This window comes from Nocardioides albertanoniae (assembly GCF_006716315.1).
GTDB classification, from domain to species: domain Bacteria; phylum Actinomycetota; class Actinomycetes; order Propionibacteriales; family Nocardioidaceae; genus Nocardioides; species Nocardioides albertanoniae.
This window is the reverse complement of the sequence record NZ_VFOV01000001.1, coordinates 982,838-1,001,197: the sequence shown is the minus strand read 5'-3', so window position 1 is coordinate 1,001,197 and position 18,360 is coordinate 982,838. Positions and strand designations below refer to the sequence as shown.

24 protein-coding genes are annotated in these 18,360 nt (G+C 69.8%); 18 read left to right on the top strand and 6 right to left on the bottom strand.

Annotation, left to right across the window (positions count from 1 at the left end; translation table 11 throughout):
- The first annotated feature begins 5 nt into the window (after positions 1-5).
- Entirely contained in the window at positions 6-1,655 is a 1,650-nt protein-coding gene (locus FB381_RS04775; RefSeq protein WP_141779229.1) for a DNA repair helicase XPB, read from the top strand.
- A gap of 7 nt (positions 1,656-1,662) precedes the next feature.
- Here FB381_RS04775 and FB381_RS04770 read toward each other — a convergent pair whose 3' ends face one another.
- The gene (locus FB381_RS04770) at positions 1,663-1,920 is read right to left on the bottom strand and encodes a hypothetical protein (RefSeq protein ID WP_141779228.1); all 258 of its coding nucleotides are present in this window, start codon (positions 1,918-1,920) and stop codon (positions 1,663-1,665) included.
- 86 nt (positions 1,921-2,006) lie between these two features.
- Positions 2,007-2,450: a pyridoxamine 5'-phosphate oxidase family protein gene (locus tag FB381_RS04765; protein ID WP_141779227.1), complete on the bottom strand. Its 444-nt coding sequence runs from the start codon at positions 2,448-2,450 to the stop codon at positions 2,007-2,009.
- 35 nt (positions 2,451-2,485) lie between these two features.
- Between FB381_RS04765 and FB381_RS04760 the strand changes: the two genes are divergently transcribed.
- Positions 2,486-2,782: a DUF1905 domain-containing protein gene (locus tag FB381_RS04760; RefSeq protein WP_141779226.1), complete on the top strand. Its 297-nt coding sequence runs from the start codon at positions 2,486-2,488 to the stop codon at positions 2,780-2,782.
- 38 nt (positions 2,783-2,820) lie between these two features.
- Here FB381_RS04760 and FB381_RS04755 read toward each other — a convergent pair whose 3' ends face one another.
- Positions 2,821-3,444: a TetR/AcrR family transcriptional regulator gene (locus FB381_RS04755; RefSeq protein ID WP_141779225.1), complete on the bottom strand. Its 624-nt coding sequence runs from the start codon at positions 3,442-3,444 to the stop codon at positions 2,821-2,823.
- Positions 3,441-4,037, bottom strand: coding sequence for a hypothetical protein (locus FB381_RS04750; protein ID WP_141779224.1), 597 nt, complete (start codon positions 4,035-4,037; stop codon positions 3,441-3,443). Before FB381_RS04750 ends, FB381_RS04755 begins: the two co-directional genes overlap by 4 nt.
- Before the next feature lie 102 nt (positions 4,038-4,139).
- Here FB381_RS04750 and FB381_RS04745 point away from each other — a divergent pair, with 102 nt between their 5' ends.
- The 8 genes from FB381_RS04745 to FB381_RS04710 all read left to right on the top strand — a co-directional run bounded on the left by FB381_RS04745 (position 4,140) and on the right by FB381_RS04710 (position 10,859).
- The gene (locus FB381_RS04745) at positions 4,140-5,132 is read left to right on the top strand and encodes a TIGR01777 family oxidoreductase (RefSeq protein WP_141779223.1); all 993 of its coding nucleotides are present in this window, start codon (positions 4,140-4,142) and stop codon (positions 5,130-5,132) included.
- Positions 5,129-5,425, top strand: coding sequence for a DUF2087 domain-containing protein (locus FB381_RS04740; RefSeq protein ID WP_141779222.1), 297 nt, complete (start codon positions 5,129-5,131; stop codon positions 5,423-5,425). The genes FB381_RS04745 and FB381_RS04740 overlap by 4 nt, the downstream gene beginning before the upstream one ends.
- 36 nt (positions 5,426-5,461) lie before the next feature.
- Positions 5,462-5,872, top strand: coding sequence for a hypothetical protein (locus tag FB381_RS04735; protein WP_141779221.1), 411 nt, complete (start codon positions 5,462-5,464; stop codon positions 5,870-5,872).
- A 55-nt stretch (positions 5,873-5,927) separates the two neighbouring features.
- The gene (locus tag FB381_RS04730) at positions 5,928-6,572 is read left to right on the top strand and encodes an exonuclease domain-containing protein (protein WP_170225049.1); all 645 of its coding nucleotides are present in this window, start codon (positions 5,928-5,930) and stop codon (positions 6,570-6,572) included.
- Positions 6,573-6,707: 135 nt separating this feature from the next.
- The gene (locus FB381_RS04725; RefSeq protein WP_246087960.1) at positions 6,708-7,589 is read left to right on the top strand and encodes a L,D-transpeptidase family protein; all 882 of its coding nucleotides are present in this window, start codon (positions 6,708-6,710) and stop codon (positions 7,587-7,589) included.
- A 74-nt stretch (positions 7,590-7,663) separates the two neighbouring features.
- Positions 7,664-8,860 carry a phosphoglycerate dehydrogenase gene (serA, locus tag FB381_RS04720; protein WP_141779219.1) on the top strand — a complete coding sequence of 399 codons (1,197 nt, stop codon included), beginning with the start codon at positions 7,664-7,666 and terminating at the stop codon, positions 8,858-8,860.
- A gap of 60 nt (positions 8,861-8,920) precedes the next feature.
- On the top strand, positions 8,921-9,520 hold the full coding sequence (locus tag FB381_RS04715) for an HD domain-containing protein (RefSeq protein ID WP_141779218.1): 600 nt from the start codon (positions 8,921-8,923) through the stop codon (positions 9,518-9,520).
- A gap of 58 nt (positions 9,521-9,578) precedes the next feature.
- On the top strand, positions 9,579-10,859 hold the full coding sequence (locus FB381_RS04710) for an MFS transporter (RefSeq protein ID WP_141779217.1): 1,281 nt from the start codon (positions 9,579-9,581) through the stop codon (positions 10,857-10,859).
- Positions 10,860-10,983: 124 nt separating this feature from the next.
- Here the strand turns inward: FB381_RS04710 and FB381_RS04705 are convergent, their stop codons facing one another.
- A complete protein-coding gene (locus FB381_RS04705) occupies positions 10,984-11,241 on the bottom strand; it encodes a DUF4031 domain-containing protein (protein WP_141779216.1) in 258 nt (85 codons plus the stop codon).
- Between the two features lie 61 nt (positions 11,242-11,302).
- On the opposite strand from FB381_RS04705, the gene FB381_RS04700 reads away from it, so the two are divergent.
- On the top strand, positions 11,303-11,653 hold the full coding sequence (locus FB381_RS04700) for a hypothetical protein (RefSeq protein ID WP_141779215.1): 351 nt from the start codon (positions 11,303-11,305) through the stop codon (positions 11,651-11,653).
- 1 nt (position 11,654) lies between these two features.
- Here FB381_RS04700 and FB381_RS04695 read toward each other — a convergent pair whose 3' ends face one another.
- Positions 11,655-12,368 (bottom strand): GntR family transcriptional regulator, encoded by a 714-nt coding sequence (locus FB381_RS04695; RefSeq protein WP_141779214.1) that lies wholly within the window; start codon positions 12,366-12,368, stop codon positions 11,655-11,657.
- 158 nt (positions 12,369-12,526) lie between these two features.
- Here FB381_RS04695 and FB381_RS04690 point away from each other — a divergent pair, with 158 nt between their 5' ends.
- The 7 genes from FB381_RS04690 to FB381_RS04660 all read left to right on the top strand — a co-directional run bounded on the left by FB381_RS04690 (position 12,527) and on the right by FB381_RS04660 (position 18,350).
- Positions 12,527-13,138, top strand: a complete 612-nt coding sequence (locus FB381_RS04690; protein WP_141779213.1) for an alpha-ketoglutarate-dependent dioxygenase AlkB — start codon at positions 12,527-12,529, stop codon at positions 13,136-13,138.
- 104 nt (positions 13,139-13,242) lie between these two features.
- Entirely contained in the window at positions 13,243-14,256 is a 1,014-nt protein-coding gene (locus FB381_RS04685) for an AAA family ATPase (protein WP_141779212.1), read from the top strand.
- Between the two features lie 19 nt (positions 14,257-14,275).
- On the top strand, positions 14,276-15,163 hold the full coding sequence (locus FB381_RS04680; protein WP_141779211.1) for a DUF58 domain-containing protein: 888 nt from the start codon (positions 14,276-14,278) through the stop codon (positions 15,161-15,163).
- Positions 15,150-15,653, top strand: coding sequence for a hypothetical protein (locus tag FB381_RS04675; protein ID WP_141779210.1), 504 nt, complete (start codon positions 15,150-15,152; stop codon positions 15,651-15,653). The genes FB381_RS04680 and FB381_RS04675 overlap by 14 nt, the downstream gene beginning before the upstream one ends.
- Complete coding sequence (locus FB381_RS04670) at positions 15,644-16,702, top strand: VWA domain-containing protein (RefSeq protein WP_141779209.1); 1,059 nt, start codon at positions 15,644-15,646, stop codon at positions 16,700-16,702. Before FB381_RS04675 ends, FB381_RS04670 begins: the two co-directional genes overlap by 10 nt.
- Positions 16,702-17,604, top strand: a complete 903-nt coding sequence (locus FB381_RS04665; RefSeq protein ID WP_141779208.1) for a vWA domain-containing protein — start codon at positions 16,702-16,704, stop codon at positions 17,602-17,604. The genes FB381_RS04670 and FB381_RS04665 overlap by 1 nt, the downstream gene beginning before the upstream one ends.
- Positions 17,601-18,350: a tetratricopeptide repeat protein gene (locus tag FB381_RS04660; RefSeq protein WP_141779207.1), complete on the top strand. Its 750-nt coding sequence runs from the start codon at positions 17,601-17,603 to the stop codon at positions 18,348-18,350. Before FB381_RS04665 ends, FB381_RS04660 begins: the two co-directional genes overlap by 4 nt.
- Positions 18,351-18,360 lie beyond the last annotated feature (10 nt).

The window sequence follows — 18,360 nt, the reverse complement described above, 5'->3', positions numbered from 1 at the left end:
GTGCGGTGAACGACGGCCCCCTGATCGTCCAGTCGGACAAGACGCTGCTGCTCGAGATCGACCATGCCCGGGCGGGTGAGTGCCGCAAGGCGATCGCGCCGTTCGCCGAGCTCGAGCGGTCACCGGAGCACATCCACACCTACCGGCTCACACCTCTGGGGCTGTGGAACGCTCGCGCTGCCGGGCACGATGCCGAGCAGGTGGTCGACACGCTGCTGGAGTTCTCCCGCTACCCGGTGCCGCACTCCCTTCTGGTCGATGTCGCCGAGACGATGGCCCGCTACGGCCGGCTGCGGCTGGAGAAGAACCCGGCCAACGGGCTGATGCTGGTCTCCTCCGACCGCGCGGTGCTCGAGGAGGTCGTGCGCGCCAAGAAGGTCGCCGGGATGCTCGGCGAACGCCTCGACGACGACACCGTCGCGGTCCACCCCTCCGAGCGGGGCAACCTCAAGCAGGCGCTGCTCAAGCTCGGCTGGCCGGCCGAGGACTTCGCCGGCTACGTCGACGGCGAGGCCCACTCGATCGCGCTCGACACCACCGACTGGACGTTGCGGCCCTATCAGGCCGAGGCGGTCGAGTCGTTCTGGCACGGCGGCTCCGGGGTCGTCGTGCTCCCCTGTGGCGCCGGTAAGACGCTCGTCGGGGCGGCCGCCATGGCCGAGGCGCAGGCGACGACGTTGATCCTCGTCACCAACACCGTCTCCGCACGGCAGTGGAAGGACGAGCTCGTACGCCGCACCTCACTGACTCCGGACGAGATCGGCGAATACTCGGGCAGCGTCAAGGAGATCCGCCCGGTCACGATCGCCACCTACCAGGTGCTGACCACGCGACGGAAGGGCACCTACCCCCACCTCGAGCTGCTCGACGCCCGCGACTGGGGCCTCGTCGTCTACGACGAGGTGCACCTCCTCCCTGCCCCGATCTTCCGGATGACCGCCGACCTCCAGGCGCGGCGCCGACTCGGCCTGACCGCCACGCTGGTGCGCGAGGACGGGCGCGAGGGTGACGTGTTCTCACTGATCGGGCCCAAGCGCTACGACGCCCCCTGGAAGGACATCGAGGCGCAGGGTTGGATCGCACCGGCCGACTGTGTCGAGGTGCGGGTGACCCTGCCGACCGACGAGCGTCTCGTCTACGCCACCGCAGAGCCCGACGAGCGCTATCGGATCGCCTCGTGCACGCACCACAAGATCGACGTCGTCAAGGAGATCGTCGGGGCTCACGCGGGCAAGCCGACCCTCGTGATCGGCCAGTATCTCGACCAGCTCGACGAGATCGCCGACTCGCTCGGCGCTCCCGTCATCGAGGGCAAGACGACGGTCAAGGAGCGCCAGCGGCTCTTCGACGCCTTCCGCTCCGGCGAGCTCGACCTCCTCGTCGTCTCCAAGGTCGCCAACTTCTCCATCGACCTCCCCTCCGCGGAGGTCGCGATCCAGGTCTCCGGCTCCTTCGGGTCGCGGCAGGAGGAGGCCCAGCGCCTCGGCCGCCTGCTTCGCCCCGGCGACGGCAACAAGACCGCGCACTTCTACACGATCGTCTCCCGCGACACCATCGACGCCGACTTCGCCCAGAACCGCCAACGCTTCCTGGCCGAGCAGGGCTACGCGTACCGCATCGTCGACGCCGAGTCGCTCGACGACCTCACGCCCTGAGCTCACCTCAGCCCAGCGGCGCGACGCGGATCTGGTGGGGCGGTGGACAGCTCTGCACCCACTGGTCGCGGCACTCCCGGCACAGCAGGTAGGTGTGGGTGCAGCGGTCTTCGGGGCAGAGCACGGTCACGGCGTAGGCGGCCACCTCGCCACAAGGCAGCGCATCGTTGTCCGGGTCGCCGCAGCTGCACTCGCACTCCGGCGGCTCGGTGAACTCCTCCTCGAGCCGTTCGATCTCCTCGTTGATGGTCGTGCTGATGGTCATGACATCTCCTCCGTCCGGATCGGATGTCGTCCTCGGCTCCATCAAAGCAGGGAGCACCGACAGTCATGGCTCGGTCGGCCGAGGCCTCACTCGTCGAGCCAGCGGCCCTCGCGCATCAGATGGCGTCCGTCGAGCTCGTTCGACTCGCGCCAGGCCTGGATCTTCGTCGGCCGCACCCGGATCAGGCTGTCGGCCCAGGCGCTCGGATCCCCACCCTGCTTCTCCACGTAGCGCTCGAGCACCGCCTGCGGCGTACGCCCCATCGGCTCGACCTCGGCCCGGCCGTCGATGATCACCACGTCACGCAGCTCGCCGAGCGCCAGGCGCACGACCGGGGACGCGGAGAGGTTGCGCTGCGTACGCGCCCCGCCCATGCTCGCGATCCAGATCTCGTCGTCCCACCACACGAACGAGATCGGCACCAGCCAGGGCTGGTCGTCGTGCGCGGAGGCGATCCACAGATCGATGTCGCTCTCGAGACGGGCGCGGGTGTCGGCGAGCCGCTGGGCGAGAGGGCGAGGGTCGGCCATGCGCCTACGCTAGCGGGCACCTGAGGAGGAATGCCGTGGATACGTGGGAGTTCGAGGCCGAGCTGTGGCCGTGGAAGGACGAGACCGACGCCCGCATCTTCGTGACCGCTCCACCCGAGGTGACCGAGGAGATCCGAGAGGCGACGATCGCCACCGGCCCACCCCGCGGCTTCGGATCGGTGAGGGTCGAGGCGAGGATCGGCACCACCACCTGGCGCACCTCGGTCTTCCCAGGTCAGGAAGGCTATGCGCTACCGATCAAGAAGGACGTACGTCGCCGCGAGGCCCTGGCGGTCGGCGACCTCGCGCGGGTCGCGCTGACCCTGCTCTGACCGACAACGTCTGCCTCCCGCCGCCGTGCCCAGCTGTCTCAGGTCCGCCCCTTGAGCCGGGAGCGGAGCACGAGCCGGGCGGCGGGGCCGAGGTCTTCGATGACCTCCACCAGCGCACCGAGCTGCTCGAGCGACGCGAAGGCCGCCTCGGCACCAGGGCGATCGACGCCGTCGTAGAGGAGCAGCCCGACGAACGCGGAGCTGATCGCCCGGGACAGACCGGAGGCGTCCACCGCCTCCTCGAACGGGCCACCGTCGAGCGCACGGGCCACGGCCGTCTCGATCTCCTCGTTCCACCGTGCCATCGCGTAGCGCGCGGTCTCCGCCAGCGTCTGGTCGCGCTGGGCACCGGCCATGAGCTGGGCCATCAGGGTGACGGTGCCGGCGGCTCGCTCGCGCTCGTGAAGACTGCGGCCGACCTCCAGCAGCTCCCCCAACGACGCCACCTCGGCGAGCTCGTCCCGGTAGGACTCCGCGGCCTCGTCCGTCGCCGCCCGGCACGCCTGGTCGACCAGGTCCGTCACCGTGCCGAAGTGGTAGAAGACCAGGGCCTGGTTGACGTCCGCCCGGGCTGCGATCGCCCGCGCCGAGAGCCCGGCGATGCCGTCGTCCTTGAGCAGGTCGGTCACCGCCAGCATCAGCTTGGCCTTGGTGGGGTTCATTCTGCGGCGGGCTCCTTGGTGACGAGCAGATTGAAGATGATCAGCACGGAGCCGAGTATGCCGCCGACGATCCAGCCCAGGAACGAGACCCCGAGAAGTAGCCCCGGCTCACCGAGACCCTCGAGCGTCACGACCCGCCAGGCACCCACCGCAGCGCCGACCAGGCTGGCACAGACCGCGACCCGCGGCGTACGCAAGGACAGGATGCGCACGCCTCGCACCACCACCCCACCGAAGCACACCCCGAGCGCTCCGGCGATGACGACGAGCACGAGCAGATAGACGAAGTTATCGCCGTCCCACATGTCCGACCCTGCGAACACAACCTCGGTGACCAGCAGGTATGCGGCGCCGGTCGCCACTGCCCCTGGCCACACCCGATCACCGAACACCGACGGACCCAGCAGCGCGGCCGGAGCGACCAGCACGGCCGCCGGCAGACCTGCGAGGGCACCGACCACCACCCCGGCCACTCCTCCGAAGACCGTCCCCACCACGGGCACGACGAACGTGCCGAGCCCACCGCCGAGCACGAGTCCCAGCAGGATCCCGAAGAGCCATCCCCGTCCGACGGCCAGCATCACAGACCTCACCCGACCAGCCATGTACGCCTCCCGAACATCCGTTGAGCGATTGCTCAAAAACACCATAGCGCGGTATTGAGCGATCGCTCAAACATGCCTATCGTGAGCTCCATGAAGATCGTGATCCCCGGTGGAACGGGCCAGGTCGGAGGCATCCTGCGGCGCGCGTGGAGCGCGCGAGGGCATGAGGTCGTGGTGCTCTCCCGCCACCCGGAGCAGCTCGAGGAGGGCGTACGTCATCTCGCCTGGGACGGGCGCACGCTCGGCCCCTGGGCGGCCGAGATCGACGGCGCGGACGCGGTGGTGAACCTCGCCGGGCGCACGGTCAGCTGCCGCTACACCGACGCCAACCTGAAGCAGATGATGGACTCGCGCGTCGAGTCGACCAGGGTCGTCGGGGAGGCGATCGCCCGAGCCGGCGCTCCCCCGCGCGCGTGGCTGCAGATGAGCACCGCGACGGTCTACGCCCACCGTTTCGACGCCCCCAACGACGAGGCCACCGGCATCATCGGCGGCGACGAGCCCGACGTGCCGGCCCACTGGGAGTTCTCGACCCGCATCGCCAAGGCGTGGGAGGCCGAGCAGGCCGCGGCGGAGGCTCCGGAGACCCGCAAGGTCGCGCTGCGCTCGGCGATGGTGATGAGCCCGGACCGGGGCGGCGTCTTCGACGTGCTCCTCACCATGACCCGCCTCGGCCTCGGCGGCCCGGTCGCCGGCGGCGACCAGTTCGTCTCCTGGATCCACGAGCACGACTTCGTACGTGCCTGTGACCTGCTCATCGAGCGCGACGACATCTCCGGGCCCGTGAACGTGGCGGCGCCGGGGCCGCTGCCCCAGCGCGACCTGATGCGCGTGCTGCGCAAGGAGGCCGGGATGCCGATCGGGCTGCCGGCGACCGCCTGGATGGCCGAGATCGGCGCCTGGGCGATGCGCTCGGACGCCGAGCTGCTCCTCAAGAGCCGCCGCGTCGTGCCGGGTCGGCTGCTCGAGGCGGGCTTCGAGTTCGAGCTCCCCGAGTGGGAGGCGGCGGCCCACGACCTCGTCGTCCGGCGACGGGTAAACCGGTCGCACCGCGCGTCCACGAGGAGCAGGATGGGCGGGTGACCCGCGCGACCTGGCAGCCCCGACCCGACGACGCCGAGACGCTGAGACGGTTCTTCGGCAAGGACGGGCGCCTGCTCACCATCCCCTCGAAGCACGTGAAGAAGCTCGTGGTGCTCAACCAGCTAGCCCAGGCCTTCGAACCTGGCCAGGTCTATCCCGAGCGCGAGGTCAACGAGATCCTGGGACGGTTCCACGACGACTACGCCGCGCTGCGCCGCTACCTCTACGAGGAGGGGTTCATGATGCGTGAGGGCGGCCGTTACTGGCGCGCGGGCGGCAGCGTCGACACCTGATCGCGGCCTCCGATCGCGATCGGGCATGATCGCCCCATGACGATGCCGGAGCAGCCGGGCCAGCCAGTGCCCGGACCGCAGCCCGTGGGATGGATCGACGTGACCATCCAGGGCAGCGCCATGACCTCGAACATGATCGTGCCGACAGTGCTCCTCAACGGGCACCAGATGCCGACGAAGTACGGCCGCAACGTCTTCCCGGTGCCGCCCGGATCCTGGAAGATCGACATGTACGCCCAGTGGACCTGGAAGTTCGGGAAGGCGTCGCTCACCTGCGACGTCGCCGAGGGCCAGACCGTGCCGGTCTTCTACGCCGCGCCGATGACCGGGTTCAACAAGGGCGCGATCGGTCACGAGAAGCAGCGTCGGCCCGGGGTGCTCGGGTTCGTGCTGCTGATGGTGGTGCTCGTGCTCGTCGTCGCAGGGATCGTCGCCCTCACGATCTGACCGCCGGCGTGGCGGGCCGGCGAGAGTGTCGGTGCTCACCGATAGCGTCAGCATCGTGACCAGGACCGAGGTGCGCCGACAGAGCCGAGCGCGGGGCTACGCGGTCCTCGACGTCGAGACGACCGGGCTCGACCCCTACCGTGACCGGGTGATCCAGGTGGCGATCCGCCAGATCTCCGCCGACGGCGTCACCGAGTCGGTGTGGGAGACGCTGGTCAACCCGGGCGCCGGGGTCGACCCCGGCCCGGTCGAGGTGCACGGCCTGACCAGCGCCCACCTCGCCGAGGCCCCCTCCTACCAGGAGGTCGCCGCCACGATCGCCCACCATCTCCGAGGCCGGGTCTTCGTGGCCCACAACGCCGCCTTCGACTGGGCATTCGTGTCCGTGGAGTCGGATCGCGCCGGCGTACGCCTCGAGGTGCTCGACTGGCTGTGCACGATGCGGCTGGCGAAGGTGCTCGCCCTCGAGGTCGCCGACAAGTCGTTGGCCACCATCGCGGCCTACTACACGGTCGAGCAGCTGAAGGCCCACGACGCCGGCGACGACACCCGCGTGGCCGCCGAGATCCTGCTGCGGGAGCTGGCCGACGCCACCAAGATCGGCGTGGCTCTCCCGCTGGTCGCGTGCAACACCGCCCGCCACCGCGTCGAGCGCACCGTGCGCCGCTGGTTCAGCCGCCTCGGCCCAGCCCGTCGCTGAGAGCCCGTCTCGCGAGCGAACGTCCCACTGACCGAGACGTTTCGGGCAGGTATGCAACCGATGACCCCGGTTCGGACATCAAGGTGTCGTCGGCCCGATCTAATTGAAGGCCCAGAGTCCGGAGCGAGGCGCGGAATGATCAAGCGGGGAATGATCGAGCAGGGCACGTTCAAGGGGAGAACCATCGAGCGGGGCATGGCCGTCGGGGCGCTCCTCACCCTCCTGGCAGGCATGTCCGTGGCATGCGGCACCGACCCGGCAGCGCAGACGGCGCCCGAGGCGAACACCTCACCGGCGGCCGCCTCCTCGACCAGCCCGTCGACCTCACCGAGCGCGAAGCCGAAGCCCAAACCGAAGCCCAAGCCGTCACCGACCTCGGGCCCGCGGCTGTTCGGCAACGGCGCGAGCGGCGACAACGTACGCGACCTGCAGGCGCGCCTGAAGCAGATCGGCTGGTTCAACGCCGGCGTGACCGGGTTCTACGGCAACGTGACGACCGAGGCGGTGAGCGGGTTCCAGGCCAAGCGCGGCATCGCGGTCACCGGCTTCGTCGACCAGACCACGCTCGACCGGCTCCACGCGATGACCCGCGAACCGACAGAGGCCGAGCTGACCAACGCGCCGCCGCCGGTGGCCGCCGCCAAGCTCGATCCGCGCTGCCTGAGCGGCCGGGTGCTGTGCATCGACAAGTCCACCTCGATGCTGCGCTGGGTCATCGGCGGCACGGTGCAGATGAGCGTCGAGGTGCGCTTCGGCTCCCAGGAGCTGCCCACCCGCGAGGGCCAGTTCTCGATCTTCGCCAAGAGCCGCGACCACGTCTCCACCATCTACAAGACCTCGATGCCGTTCGCGATGTTCTTCTCCGGCGGCCAGGCGGTCCACTACTCCCCCGACTTCGCCGCCAACGGCTACAACGGCGCCTCCCACGGCTGCGTGAACGTACGCAACCATGCCGCCATCACCTCGCTCTACGACCAGGTCCACATCGGCGACGGGGTCGTCGTCTACTGGTCCTGAGGCGGGTGCGCCGGCAGCTGTCCGGCCTGCGGCGAAGATTCCTGACACGTACGCAGACGGCCTACCCTTGAGCCATGAAGGCGCTGCTCCTGGAGAACATCCATCCCGTCGCTGTCGAGAACCTCGAGAAGGCTGGCTTCGAGGTCGAACTGCGCAGCAAGTCCCTCTCCGAGGACGAGCTCGTGGAGTCCCTGCCGGGCGTGACCCTGCTGGGCATCCGTTCCAACACCCACATCACCCCGCGCGTGCTCGAGGCGGCCACCGACCTCAAGGCGATCGGCTGCTTCTGCATCGGCACCAACCAGGTCGACCTGACCTCGGCGGCCGAGCACGGCGTGGCCGTCTTCAACGCCCCCTACTCCAACACCCGGTCGGTGGTGGAGCTGGTCCTCGGCTACATCATCAGCCTCGCCCGCCGTCTTCCCGAGAAGACCGAGAAGATGCACGCCGGCGTCTGGGACAAGTCGGCGAAGGGCTCCCACGAGGTGCGCGGCCGCACGCTGGGCATCATCGGCTACGGCAACATCGGCACCCAGCTGTCCAACGTCGCCGAGGCGCTGGGCTTCTACGTCATCTTCTACGACATCGCCGACCGGCTCGCCCACGGCAACGCCCGCCGGATGAATTCGCTCGACGAGCTTCTCGAGCAGGCCGACGTGGTCTCGATCCACATCGACGGCCGCCCCGGCAACCTCGGGATGTTCGGCGAGGAGCAGTTCGCGAAGATGAAGCCGCGCTCGATGTTCATCAACGCGGCGCGAGGCTTCCTGGTCGACAACGACGCGCTGCGCAGGCACATCGAGTCCGGCCACATCGCCGGCGCCGCCCTCGACGTCTTCCCGACCGAGCCCAAGGCGCAGGGCGACCCGTTCGAGTCGCCGCTGCTGGGGCTCGACAACGTCATCCTGACCCCGCACGTGGGCGGCTCGACGCAGGAGGCCCAGGAGGAGATCGGCTGGTTCGTCTCCGGCAAGCTGCGTGACTTCGTTCACGCCGGGTCAACCGCGCTCTCGGTCAACCTGCCGGCCGTCCAGCCGCCGCCGCTGACGGAGGGATCGCGGCTCGCGCTGCTCCACGACAGCGTGCCCGGCGTGCTCGCCGAGCTCAACAACCTGCTCGCCGCCGAGGGGCTCAACGTGACCGGCCAGTATCTGGCCACGAGCGGCGAGACCGGCTTCGTGGTCACCGACGTCACCGACGTACCTCCGACGACGCTGGAGAAGATCACCGCCGACCCGCACACGAAGTGGGTGCGCGCCTACAACGCGTGAGGCTGGGGCATGCCTGCCGAAGAAGGCGATTTCGCCAGGCATGCCCTACGGTTTCAGCCCATGGATCTCCCTCAACATTGGCCGCTGCCTGAGGCAGCCGACCTTCTCGGCGACATCTTGGCGGCCTACGCCGAGCCGACTCGCCGCTATCACGACAGCCGTCACCTCGCCGAGGTGCTGGAGCGGATCGAGGAGCTGCGGGAGGAGGGTGAGCGTTTCGACCCGCTGACGGTCACGCTCGCGGCGTTCTTCCACGACGCCGTCTACGACGGCGAGCGCGATGCCGAGGAGCGCTCGGCGACGTGGGCCGAGGAGGCCCTGCGCGACCACCTGGACGCGGACGTGGTGGCCGAGATCGCCCGCCTGGTGCGCTTGACCGAGACCCATGACCCCGAACCGCACGACCTCGGTGGGCGCGTGCTCTCCGACGCCGACCTGGCGATCCTGGCGTCCCCGAAGGAGCGCTACGGCGAATACGCGGCGACCGTCCGTGAGGAGTACGGCTACCTCTCCGACGAGGAGTTCCGCGTCGGCCGCGCCCAGGTCCTGGAGGGCCTGCTGGAGAAGGAGTCGCTCTTCTCGACCCCCTACGCGAGGATCAGCTGGGAGGCCGCCGCCCGGGCCAACATCGCGGCCGAGATGGAGACCCTGGCTCCATAACTGTCACCTGATCGATAACGATTGGTGGCGGGCCGATCGCCGGTGACAGAATCTGGCGGTGAGCTTCCAGACGTACGCCGAGCTGTGGCGGATTCCCGATGTTCGCCGCATCCTCGTGCTGGGTCTGTTCCTGCGCCTGCCGATGCCGGCGTCGGCGGTGATCGTGACCCTGCACGTGGTCGGCCCGCTCGACCGCTCCTACGCCGAGGCCGGCCTGGTCTCGACCGTGCTCGCGATCGCGATGGCGATCTCCGCGCCGTGGCTCGGTCGGCTGCTCGACCGGCTCGGCCTGCGGCGTACGCTCCTGCTGCCGTTGGCCGTGCTCCCGATCGCGTGGTCGGTGGCGCCGTGGGTCGGCTACCTTCCGCTGCTCGCGCTGGTCGCCGTGGCCGGCCTGTTCACCGTGCCGTCCTTCTCCGTCGTGCGGCAGGTGATGATCCGCTCGGTCGGCCCCGGCAAGCGCACCGCCGCGCTCAGCGCCGATGCGGTCATGACCGAGCTGTGCTTCATGACAGGGCCGCTGATCGGGGTGCTCGGCGCGAGCTACCTGGGCACCTCGTGGGCGCTGATGCTGAGCCAGTGGCTCGGGATCGTGGCAGCCGTCGGGCTCTGGCTGCTCAACCCGGCGATCACGGAGAGCGAGAGCGTCGACCCTGCCGAGGCGACCGCCTCCGTACCTGCCGTCGCGGCGGCCATCCCCGCCGCCGTGGCCACCGCCGACGGCGGCGCCGCCGAGCCCTCGTCCCGGCGCTGGAGGCTGCCCACCTGGGTCAGCCCCGGCGTCGTGCTCCTCCTCGCCGGCACCTTCGCCGCCTCGCTCATCCTCGTCGCCGAGGATCTCGGCACCGTCGCCGCGATGCGAGACTTCGACCGGACCACCTATCTCGGCCTGGTGATGGCGGTCTGGGCCCTGGGGTCGCTGCTCGGCGCGCTGATCTACGGTGCGCTCAACAGCCATCCGTCGGCCGCGATGATGCTGGTGCTGCTGGGGGCGACGACGATGCTCGCCGCCATCGCCCCGGAACCGATCTCGTTCGCAGCGCTGCTGCTGGTCAGCGGGTTCTTCTGCGCACCGACCCTGACCGCCGCGCTCGAGGCGATCACCAGCCGGGTCTCCTCGTCCGTACGCGGCGAGGTGATGGGCTGGCACGGCTCGGCCATCACCCTCGGCAGCGCCGTCGGCGCCCCTGCCGCCGGTTTCGCCATCGACATGATCGGCTGGCAGGGCGGCTTCCTCCTCGGCGGCGGCCTCGGCCTGCTGATCTCGACAGCGATCTGGCTCACCACCCGTCGCATCTCGAAGCCCTACCCCGAAGCGTCAGGCCTGCAGGCCGAGTAGTCACTCCTGCAGGCCCAAGCGTCATTCCTGCAGGCCGAGACGTCACGGGGTGACTTCTCGACCTGCAGACCCGACTTCTCAACCTGCAGACCTGACCTCTCGACCTGCAGGGGTGACTTCTCGGCTAGCGGGGTTTGCGACGGCGGAGGCCGGCGGCGATGAGGGCGGAGACGAGGTCGCGGGAGGAGACGGCGACGGCACCGGCAGAGATCATGTCGTCGTAGGCCTCCGCCGGTACGTCGTAGTGGTCTCGGTCGAAACCGCGCGGCGGCACTCCGACACGGCCGGCGAAGGCATGCAGCTCGTCGTAGGAGGTGTCGCTGGCGAGGTGCGACCACATCCGGCCACGGCTGGGTACGTTCGGCGGGTCGATGAGGATCACGACCCCTTCATACCCTGCGCACCGCTACCGCGGGCTTGATCCGTCGGCAACAATGGCCTCGATGAACACGACAGTGCTGTTCGATGCTCGGGCGAAGGTCCTCCACGACCTGGAGGCCCGTGGACTCGCAGGTGCAGCCGCCGTCTCCGCCCTCGAGGACGCCATGACCCAGCGGGGCTGGTGGGTCGAGCAGTGGCCCGAGGGCAAGGCGTACGTCGCCGGGCTGGTCGCCCAGGACGTGCAGGACCTGCTCTTCGACTCAGACAGGTCGGCACGCTGGCCGGTGTGCGTCTCGTGCCCGCCGGAGGCGCCGGTGCACTCGCTCCACATCACCCCCGACCTCGGCGGGCCGGACCCGATCTGGATCTGCGAGGAGAGCGGCGACGCGGTCGCGTCGCTGGGCGACCTCTGAGTCAGGACGGCCCGAGCTGCAGGTGCAGCGCATACCGGTCGGCGCGGTAGACCGAGCGGCACATCTCGACGTAGCGGTCGCTGGCGACCGACCTCCGCTGCCTGCGGAGGACCGGCACACCGACCGAGAGGCCGAGCAGGGTGGCCTCCTCGATGTTGGCCACGTCGGCACGGAAGGTGTCGTCGACCCACGTCGGGCGCATCTCGCGGCTGGCCAGCTCGGCATAGAGGCTCGTGGGCGCGGTGCGTTCGAGCAGCCCGGGCACGATCGCCTCGTCGAGGTAGACGTCCTCGATGCAGATCGGCACGCCATCGCCGCTGCGCAGCCGGCGCCAGTGGACCACGGACGTCCCCGGGCTCACGCTCAGCCAACGCGCGATGGTGGGGCCGGCCTTCTCGCGTTTGAGCATCAGCGTCTCCGAGCTCGCGTGCATCCCTCGGCGAGCCATCTCCTCGCTGAAGCCCATCACGGCGCTCGCCATCCGCGGCGGCCGGGCCACGAAGGTGCCCCGCCCCGGGATCCGCACCAGCAGACCGTCGGCGACGAGCGCGTCGAGCGCCTGCCTCACCGTCGCCCGCGCGACGCTGAACTTCTGCACCAGGTCGCGCTCGGACGGCGCCGAAGCCCCCGGCTGCTCACCGGCGAGCAGCTCTCGGACGTACTCCCGGATCTGGACGTGCTTGAGCGAGCGCTCACCCGCGACCGACCGCACCATGAAAGCAGAGCGTAGGTGTCCTTCCGGCGTACGTCCGGCGTATGCCCCAGGTTTGGTCAAGTTGTGACATTGCAACGAGATGAGGCAGTTCGGCTGCAACGAAACCGAAACCGCTCGATTCACTAGAACAAGTGTTCGATAACGAGTACACTGCAGGAGTGGACTTCCAGGGAACACTCTTCGCGCCCGCCGACGACGAGACCACCGAGCCTGCCTACGAGCGGCTCCACCTCGACCGCGGTGCCTGGGTCGACATCGCCCGCGGCTGGCTGCCCGAACCCGACGACGTCTTCGAGACGCTGGTCAGCGAGGTCCCGTGGCACGAGGAGACCCGTCAGATGTATGACCGCGTCGTGGAGGTGCCGCGCCTGCTGCACACCTACATGCAGGGTGATCCGCTCCCCCACCCCCGCCTGGCCGAAGCCCGTGGCCGGCTCACCGCCCACTATCTGCCCGAGCTGGGCGAGCCGTTCGTGACTGCCGGCTGCTGCTACTACCGCAACGGCAACGACTCGGTCGCCTGGCACGGCGACAAGATCGGCCGCGGCCGCACCAACGACACGATGGTCGCGATCGTCTCGGTCGGAGATCCGCGCCGGCTCGCGCTGCGACCTCATGGTGGCGGCAAGGGGATGAGCGTGGAGATGGGCCACGGTGACCTCGTCGTGATGGGTGGCTCCTGCCAGCGCACCTGGGAGCACGCCATCCCCAAGGTCTCCTCCGCCGGCCCGCGGATCTCGGTCCAGTTCCGGCCTCGCAACGTCTTCTGATCCCGGCGACCAGCGGGCGGTCCACCGTCCGGAGGCGGGGCCCGGATGCGTTCCGTACGCTGGTAGGAAAGGATGGGACCGCCAGCCGAAGCCTTGGAGCCGCCTTGACCACGACAGCACCACCCCTCGCCCCGCCGACCGCCGAAGACCTCGCGAGGGCGAAGGAGATCGTCGGGCGGGTCAGCAACGCCTTCAGCAGCCGAGTCGTCGGGCAGGAGCGGCTGCGCACCGCGCTGTTGATCGCGCTTCTCTCCGAGGGTCACGTGCTGCTGGAGAGCGTGCCCGGGCTGGCTAAGACGCTCGCCGCCTCCACCCTGAGCCAGACGGTCAAGGCGCAGTTCTCCCGCATCCAGTGCACCCCCGACCTGCTGCCCAGCGACATCATCGGCACCCAGGTCTACGACCAGCGCAACCACGAGTTCGAGACCCAGCTGGGCCCCGTGCACGCCAACTTCGTGCTCCTCGACGAGATCAACCGCTCCTCGGCCAAGACGCAGAGCGCCATGCTCGAGGCGATGCAGGAGCGCCAGACCTCGATCGCCGGCCACATCCATCCGCTGCCGCGCCCGTTCATGGTGCTCGCCACGCAGAACCCGATCGAGGAGGAGGGCACCTACGTCCTCCCCCACGCACAGATGGACCGGTTCCTGCTCAAGGAGATCGTCAACTATCCCAGCGACGGCGAGGAGCTCGTCGTGCTGGAGCGCATCGAGGCCGGCACCCTCGGCCCCGACCACGACGACACCGCACCGGTGGCCTCCCCCGACGACGTGATCTGGCTGCAGGAGCTCACCAAGCGGGTCTACGTCGACCCGGCGATCAAGCGCTACATCGTCGCCCTCGTGCAGGCCACCCGCAACGCCGACAAGCTGCTCGGGCCGCAGATGGGCTCCTACGTCGAGATCGGCGCGTCACCGCGCGCCTCGATCGCCTTCCTGCAGGCTTCCCGTGCGGCGGCGCTGCTGCTCGGGCGCTCCTACGTCACCCCCGAAGACGTCCGCGAGCTGCGCCACAGCATCCTGCGTCACCGGCTCCACCTCAGCTTCGAGGCCCTGGCCGAGAAGGTCCAGCCCGAGATGCTGGTCGACGCGCTGGTCCGCGCGGTGCCGAGCCCCTGACCTGGCCGAGACACACGACATGGCGACCTATCTCCCCCGGATCCGCACGCGGCTGATGATCCACGCCCACCGTAAGGTGGTGGGTCTGCTCGACGGTGAGTACGCGTCGCTGCAGACGGGCAGGAGCATGGACTTCCACGACCTTCGCGGCTACGTGCCCGGCGACGACGTGAAGGACATCGACTGGAAGGCGACCGCCCGCTCGCGCACCCTGCTGGTCAAGCGGTTCGCCGCCGAGCGGCAGCACCTGGTGCTGCTGGCGATCTCCACCGGCCGGAGCATGGCCGCCCAGGCGACCGGCACCACGACCAAACGCGACCTGGCCATCTTCACCGCCGGGCTCGTCGGCTGGCTGGGCGTGCGCCACGGCGACAAGGTCGCGGTCGCCTACGGTGACTCGAGCGTGCAGAAGCTCACCAAGCCCGCCGACACCGAGATCGCGCTCGAGCGTGCGCTGGGGCTGGCCCACGACGCCACCAGCGTCGACGCGGCCGAGGCCGACATCGTCGCGGTGCTGCGCCACATCGCCGCCAACGTACGCCGCCGGGCGATCCTGCTCGTCGTCACCGACGAGCACGAGCTCAGCGAGGAGATGGCCACCGTGCTGCGACGCCTCACCGTGCAGCACGAGGTGCTCGTCGCCGGCATCGACGATCTCGACCCGACGGCCGCCGTGACCGGCAGCGGGCCGACGGTCGACGTCGACACGGTCGCCGCCCTGCCCGGCTGGCTCAGCGGCGATGCCGTCCTCCAGGCGCAGTACGCAGAGCTGGCCGCCACCGAGGAGCACGGCCTGCGCGGCAGCCTCGACCGTCTCGGCATCGCCTACCAGCGCGTCCGCGACGACTCCACCGCCATCGGCGCGATCTTCCACCTGCTGGAGAGGCACCGGCATGCGCGGCGCTGAGGTCCCGGAGGAGTTCCAGCAGCCGATCGCCCACTCGGGGTGGTGGCTGGTGCTCGCGCTCGCGCTGCTGGCCGCCGTGGTGCTCTACTACCTGGCGGTCATCGTGCTGACCCGCCGGCCGAAGCCGACCGTCGAGGTCGAGACGCCGTGGGTGCCGCCGGCGCGCGACGTACGAGCCGAGCACCTGGCCGAGATCGACCGGATCGAGCGCGCGGTGAGCCGCGGCGACCTACCGGCGCGGGTCGGGCATCAGCACCTGAGCCGTACGGTGCGCGACTACGTCGCCGAGGTCAGCCAGGTGCCGGCCGACAAGATGGTGCTCGCCGACCTGAGGGCGAGCGTACGCAGCGACCCCCGCACCCGTCCGCTGGCGATGGCCGTCGAGGTGATGTACCCGCCCGCCTTCGCCTCCGACGAGGAGGGCCGGGCGGCCGACCGTTTCCCCGAGGCGCTCGGCCGGGCTCGGCAGGTGGTGACGTCATGGACCTGAAGTGGCCCCTGATCGGCGTCATCGTGCTCGTCATCACGATCGCCGCGGCCGTGGCGATCGTCGTCTGGGCGGATCGGGTGCACCGCCGTCCCGTCGATGCGGTGCTGGTCGCTCACACCGAGCGGCTGCGACGGCTCCCCCGTTTCCGCGAGCTCGCGACCCAGCAGCGGTGGCTCTCCTGGTGGCAGACCGCGGCAGTCGCCCTCGCCGTCATCGGCTGCATCTGGCTGATCGCCCGCCCGCAGGCCACCGACGTCAGCCAGCACCGCTACTCCACCCGCGACATCGTGCTCTGCCTCGACGCCTCGACCTCGATGTTCGACGAGGACACCCAGGTCACCCAGGCCTACTCCCAGCTCGTCGACGGCCTCGACGGCGAGCGGGTCAGCCTGGTGCTGTGGAGCGACGCCGCGGTCACCGTCTTCCCGCTCACCGACGACTACGGCTGGGTGCAGGACGAGCTCGGCCGCGCGGGCCGTGCCTTCGCCCTCGGCGACCAGGAGTACGTCGCCGGCACCTATCTCGGCAAGGAGCGCGCCTCGCTGATCAGCGACGGCATCGTCTCCTGCGTGAAGCGGTTCGACATGTCCAACTCCGAGCGCGGCCGGGCCGTCATCGTCGCCTCCGACAACGACCCGCAGGGCGGCCCACCGGTCTACTCGCTGCCCGAGGCCACCAAGTTCGCCAGCGAGCGCGACGTGCAGCTCTTCGGCATCGGCTCCTCCGACCTCAGCTTCCAGGAGGACAAGCGCGCCAGCTTCGAGCAGGCCGTGACCGACACCGGCGGCACCTTCTCCCTGCTCGGCGACGACGGCTCGATCGAGTCGATCCTGGCGGGCATCGACAAGCTCTCCGCCGACGAGGTCGTCGAGCCGCCCAAGTATCAGGTGCGTGACGCCCCCGGCTGGCCGATCGCGACGATCGTGCTCGGGGTGCTCATGCTCCTCGGCGGCTGGCTCTACGCCCTCTTCCGCTCCGGCGGCCTCTCGCCGACGGCCTGGTCTCGGCAGGCTCGACCGCCGATGGCCCGCCCGAAGGAGCGGGTGTGATGAGCGCGAAGACCTGGCAGATCCTCACCATCGCCCGCCGTGTGCTGATCGTGCTGCTCACCGTCGTCGTCCTGGCGCGTCCGACCTGGGGCGCGGCACCGTCGCAGATGCGTACGGCCGACCTGGACGTGCTCGTCGTGGTCGACCGCACCCGGTCGATGGTCGCCGAGGACGGACCGGGCGACGTGTCTCGGATGGCGCTGCTCAAGAAGGATCTCAAGGCGCTCTCCGCCGAGCTGCCCTCGGTGCGATTCGGGGCGATCACCTTCGGCGGCGAGGTCGTGCGCACGGAGATGCCGTTCACCTACGACACCACCGCCTTCGACGCGTGGGTCGACGGTCTCTACGCCGAGCGTGCCTTCGACGGCTCGGGCTCCTCCGTCGATGCCCCGCGCGAGGAGGTCGTCGACGCCCTCGAGCGTGACCGGGAGCGCTATCCCGAGCGACGCCGGATCGTCGTGTTCGCCTCCGACGGGGAGAACACCCGTGGCGGAGGCGACCAGGAGTCGTTCTCCGAGGTGAACGACCTCTCGGCGGGCGGAGTGGTGCTGGGCTACGGCACCGAGCAGGGCGGCCGGATGCCCTGGGACGACGAACGCCCCCAGGACGGCTACCTCAAGGACGGCGAGGGCCAGGAGGCCCGCTCCAAGATCGACCTGGCCAACCTGCGTGAGATCGCCTCCCAGATGGGGTTGGAGTCGTTGCATCGCACGACGACGGACCCTGCCGAGATCGCCACCGAGGCCTCCACCTGGGACTCCAAGCTGCTCACCGAGGAGTCCGCGACCGGAGCCAAGGTCTCGCGCGTCTGGATCTTCGGCTTCCCGCTGATCGCGCTGCTGCTGTGGGAGCTGTGGGGCCACCGTCGCCGCGGCCACGAGGCCGAGGAGGTGCTGTCATGACCGTCACCGATGAGACGCCCGTCGACGACGCCGCCGGGTCGGCCGGAGCGTCGAGCACGGCCCCGACCACCCGCGAGCAGCTGCGCCGCGTGCTGCTGCTGATCGGGATCGTGCCCGTGGTCATCGCGCTCGCGTTCCTGATCAAGGTGGTCGTGATGGGCCACCACGACCGAGGCGGCCTCGAGGCCTGGGACGAGCGCGACGCCGCGAGCGCGATGGAGCACTACGACGCCAACCGCGGCCTCAACGTCCTGCAGCCGTGGATCGCTCACTTCGACGCCGGCAACGCCGCCTTCCTGCTGGGCGAGAACGCCCGTGCCATCGCCTACTTCGGCGAGGCCCTGGAGCGTGCGCCGAAGGAGCACGAGTGCACCGTACGCATCAACATGTCGCTCACCCAGGAGGCGGTCGGCGACCGGGCGCGAGACGCCGGTGACCAGGAGCTGGCGAAGTCGGCCTACGAGGAGGCGCTCGCCACGCTGAAGGACGGTGACTGCCCCACCTCCTCCGGGCAGGGCGAGGAGCAGTCGCAGCAGGGCAAGTCGGCCCAGGAGCGGCTCGAGGACAAGCTCGACCCCAAGCAGCCGCCGCCGCAGAGCAACGAGAAGCCGCCGCCCGAGAAGCCGCAGGACCAGAGCGAGAAGGAGGACAAGCTCGACCAGCGCAACGGCGACGGGGAGGACTACCGGCGCGACGACGCCGACCTCGACGACTACGGCGGGTTCAGCGACGAGCCCCAGTGGTGAAGTTCAGCGG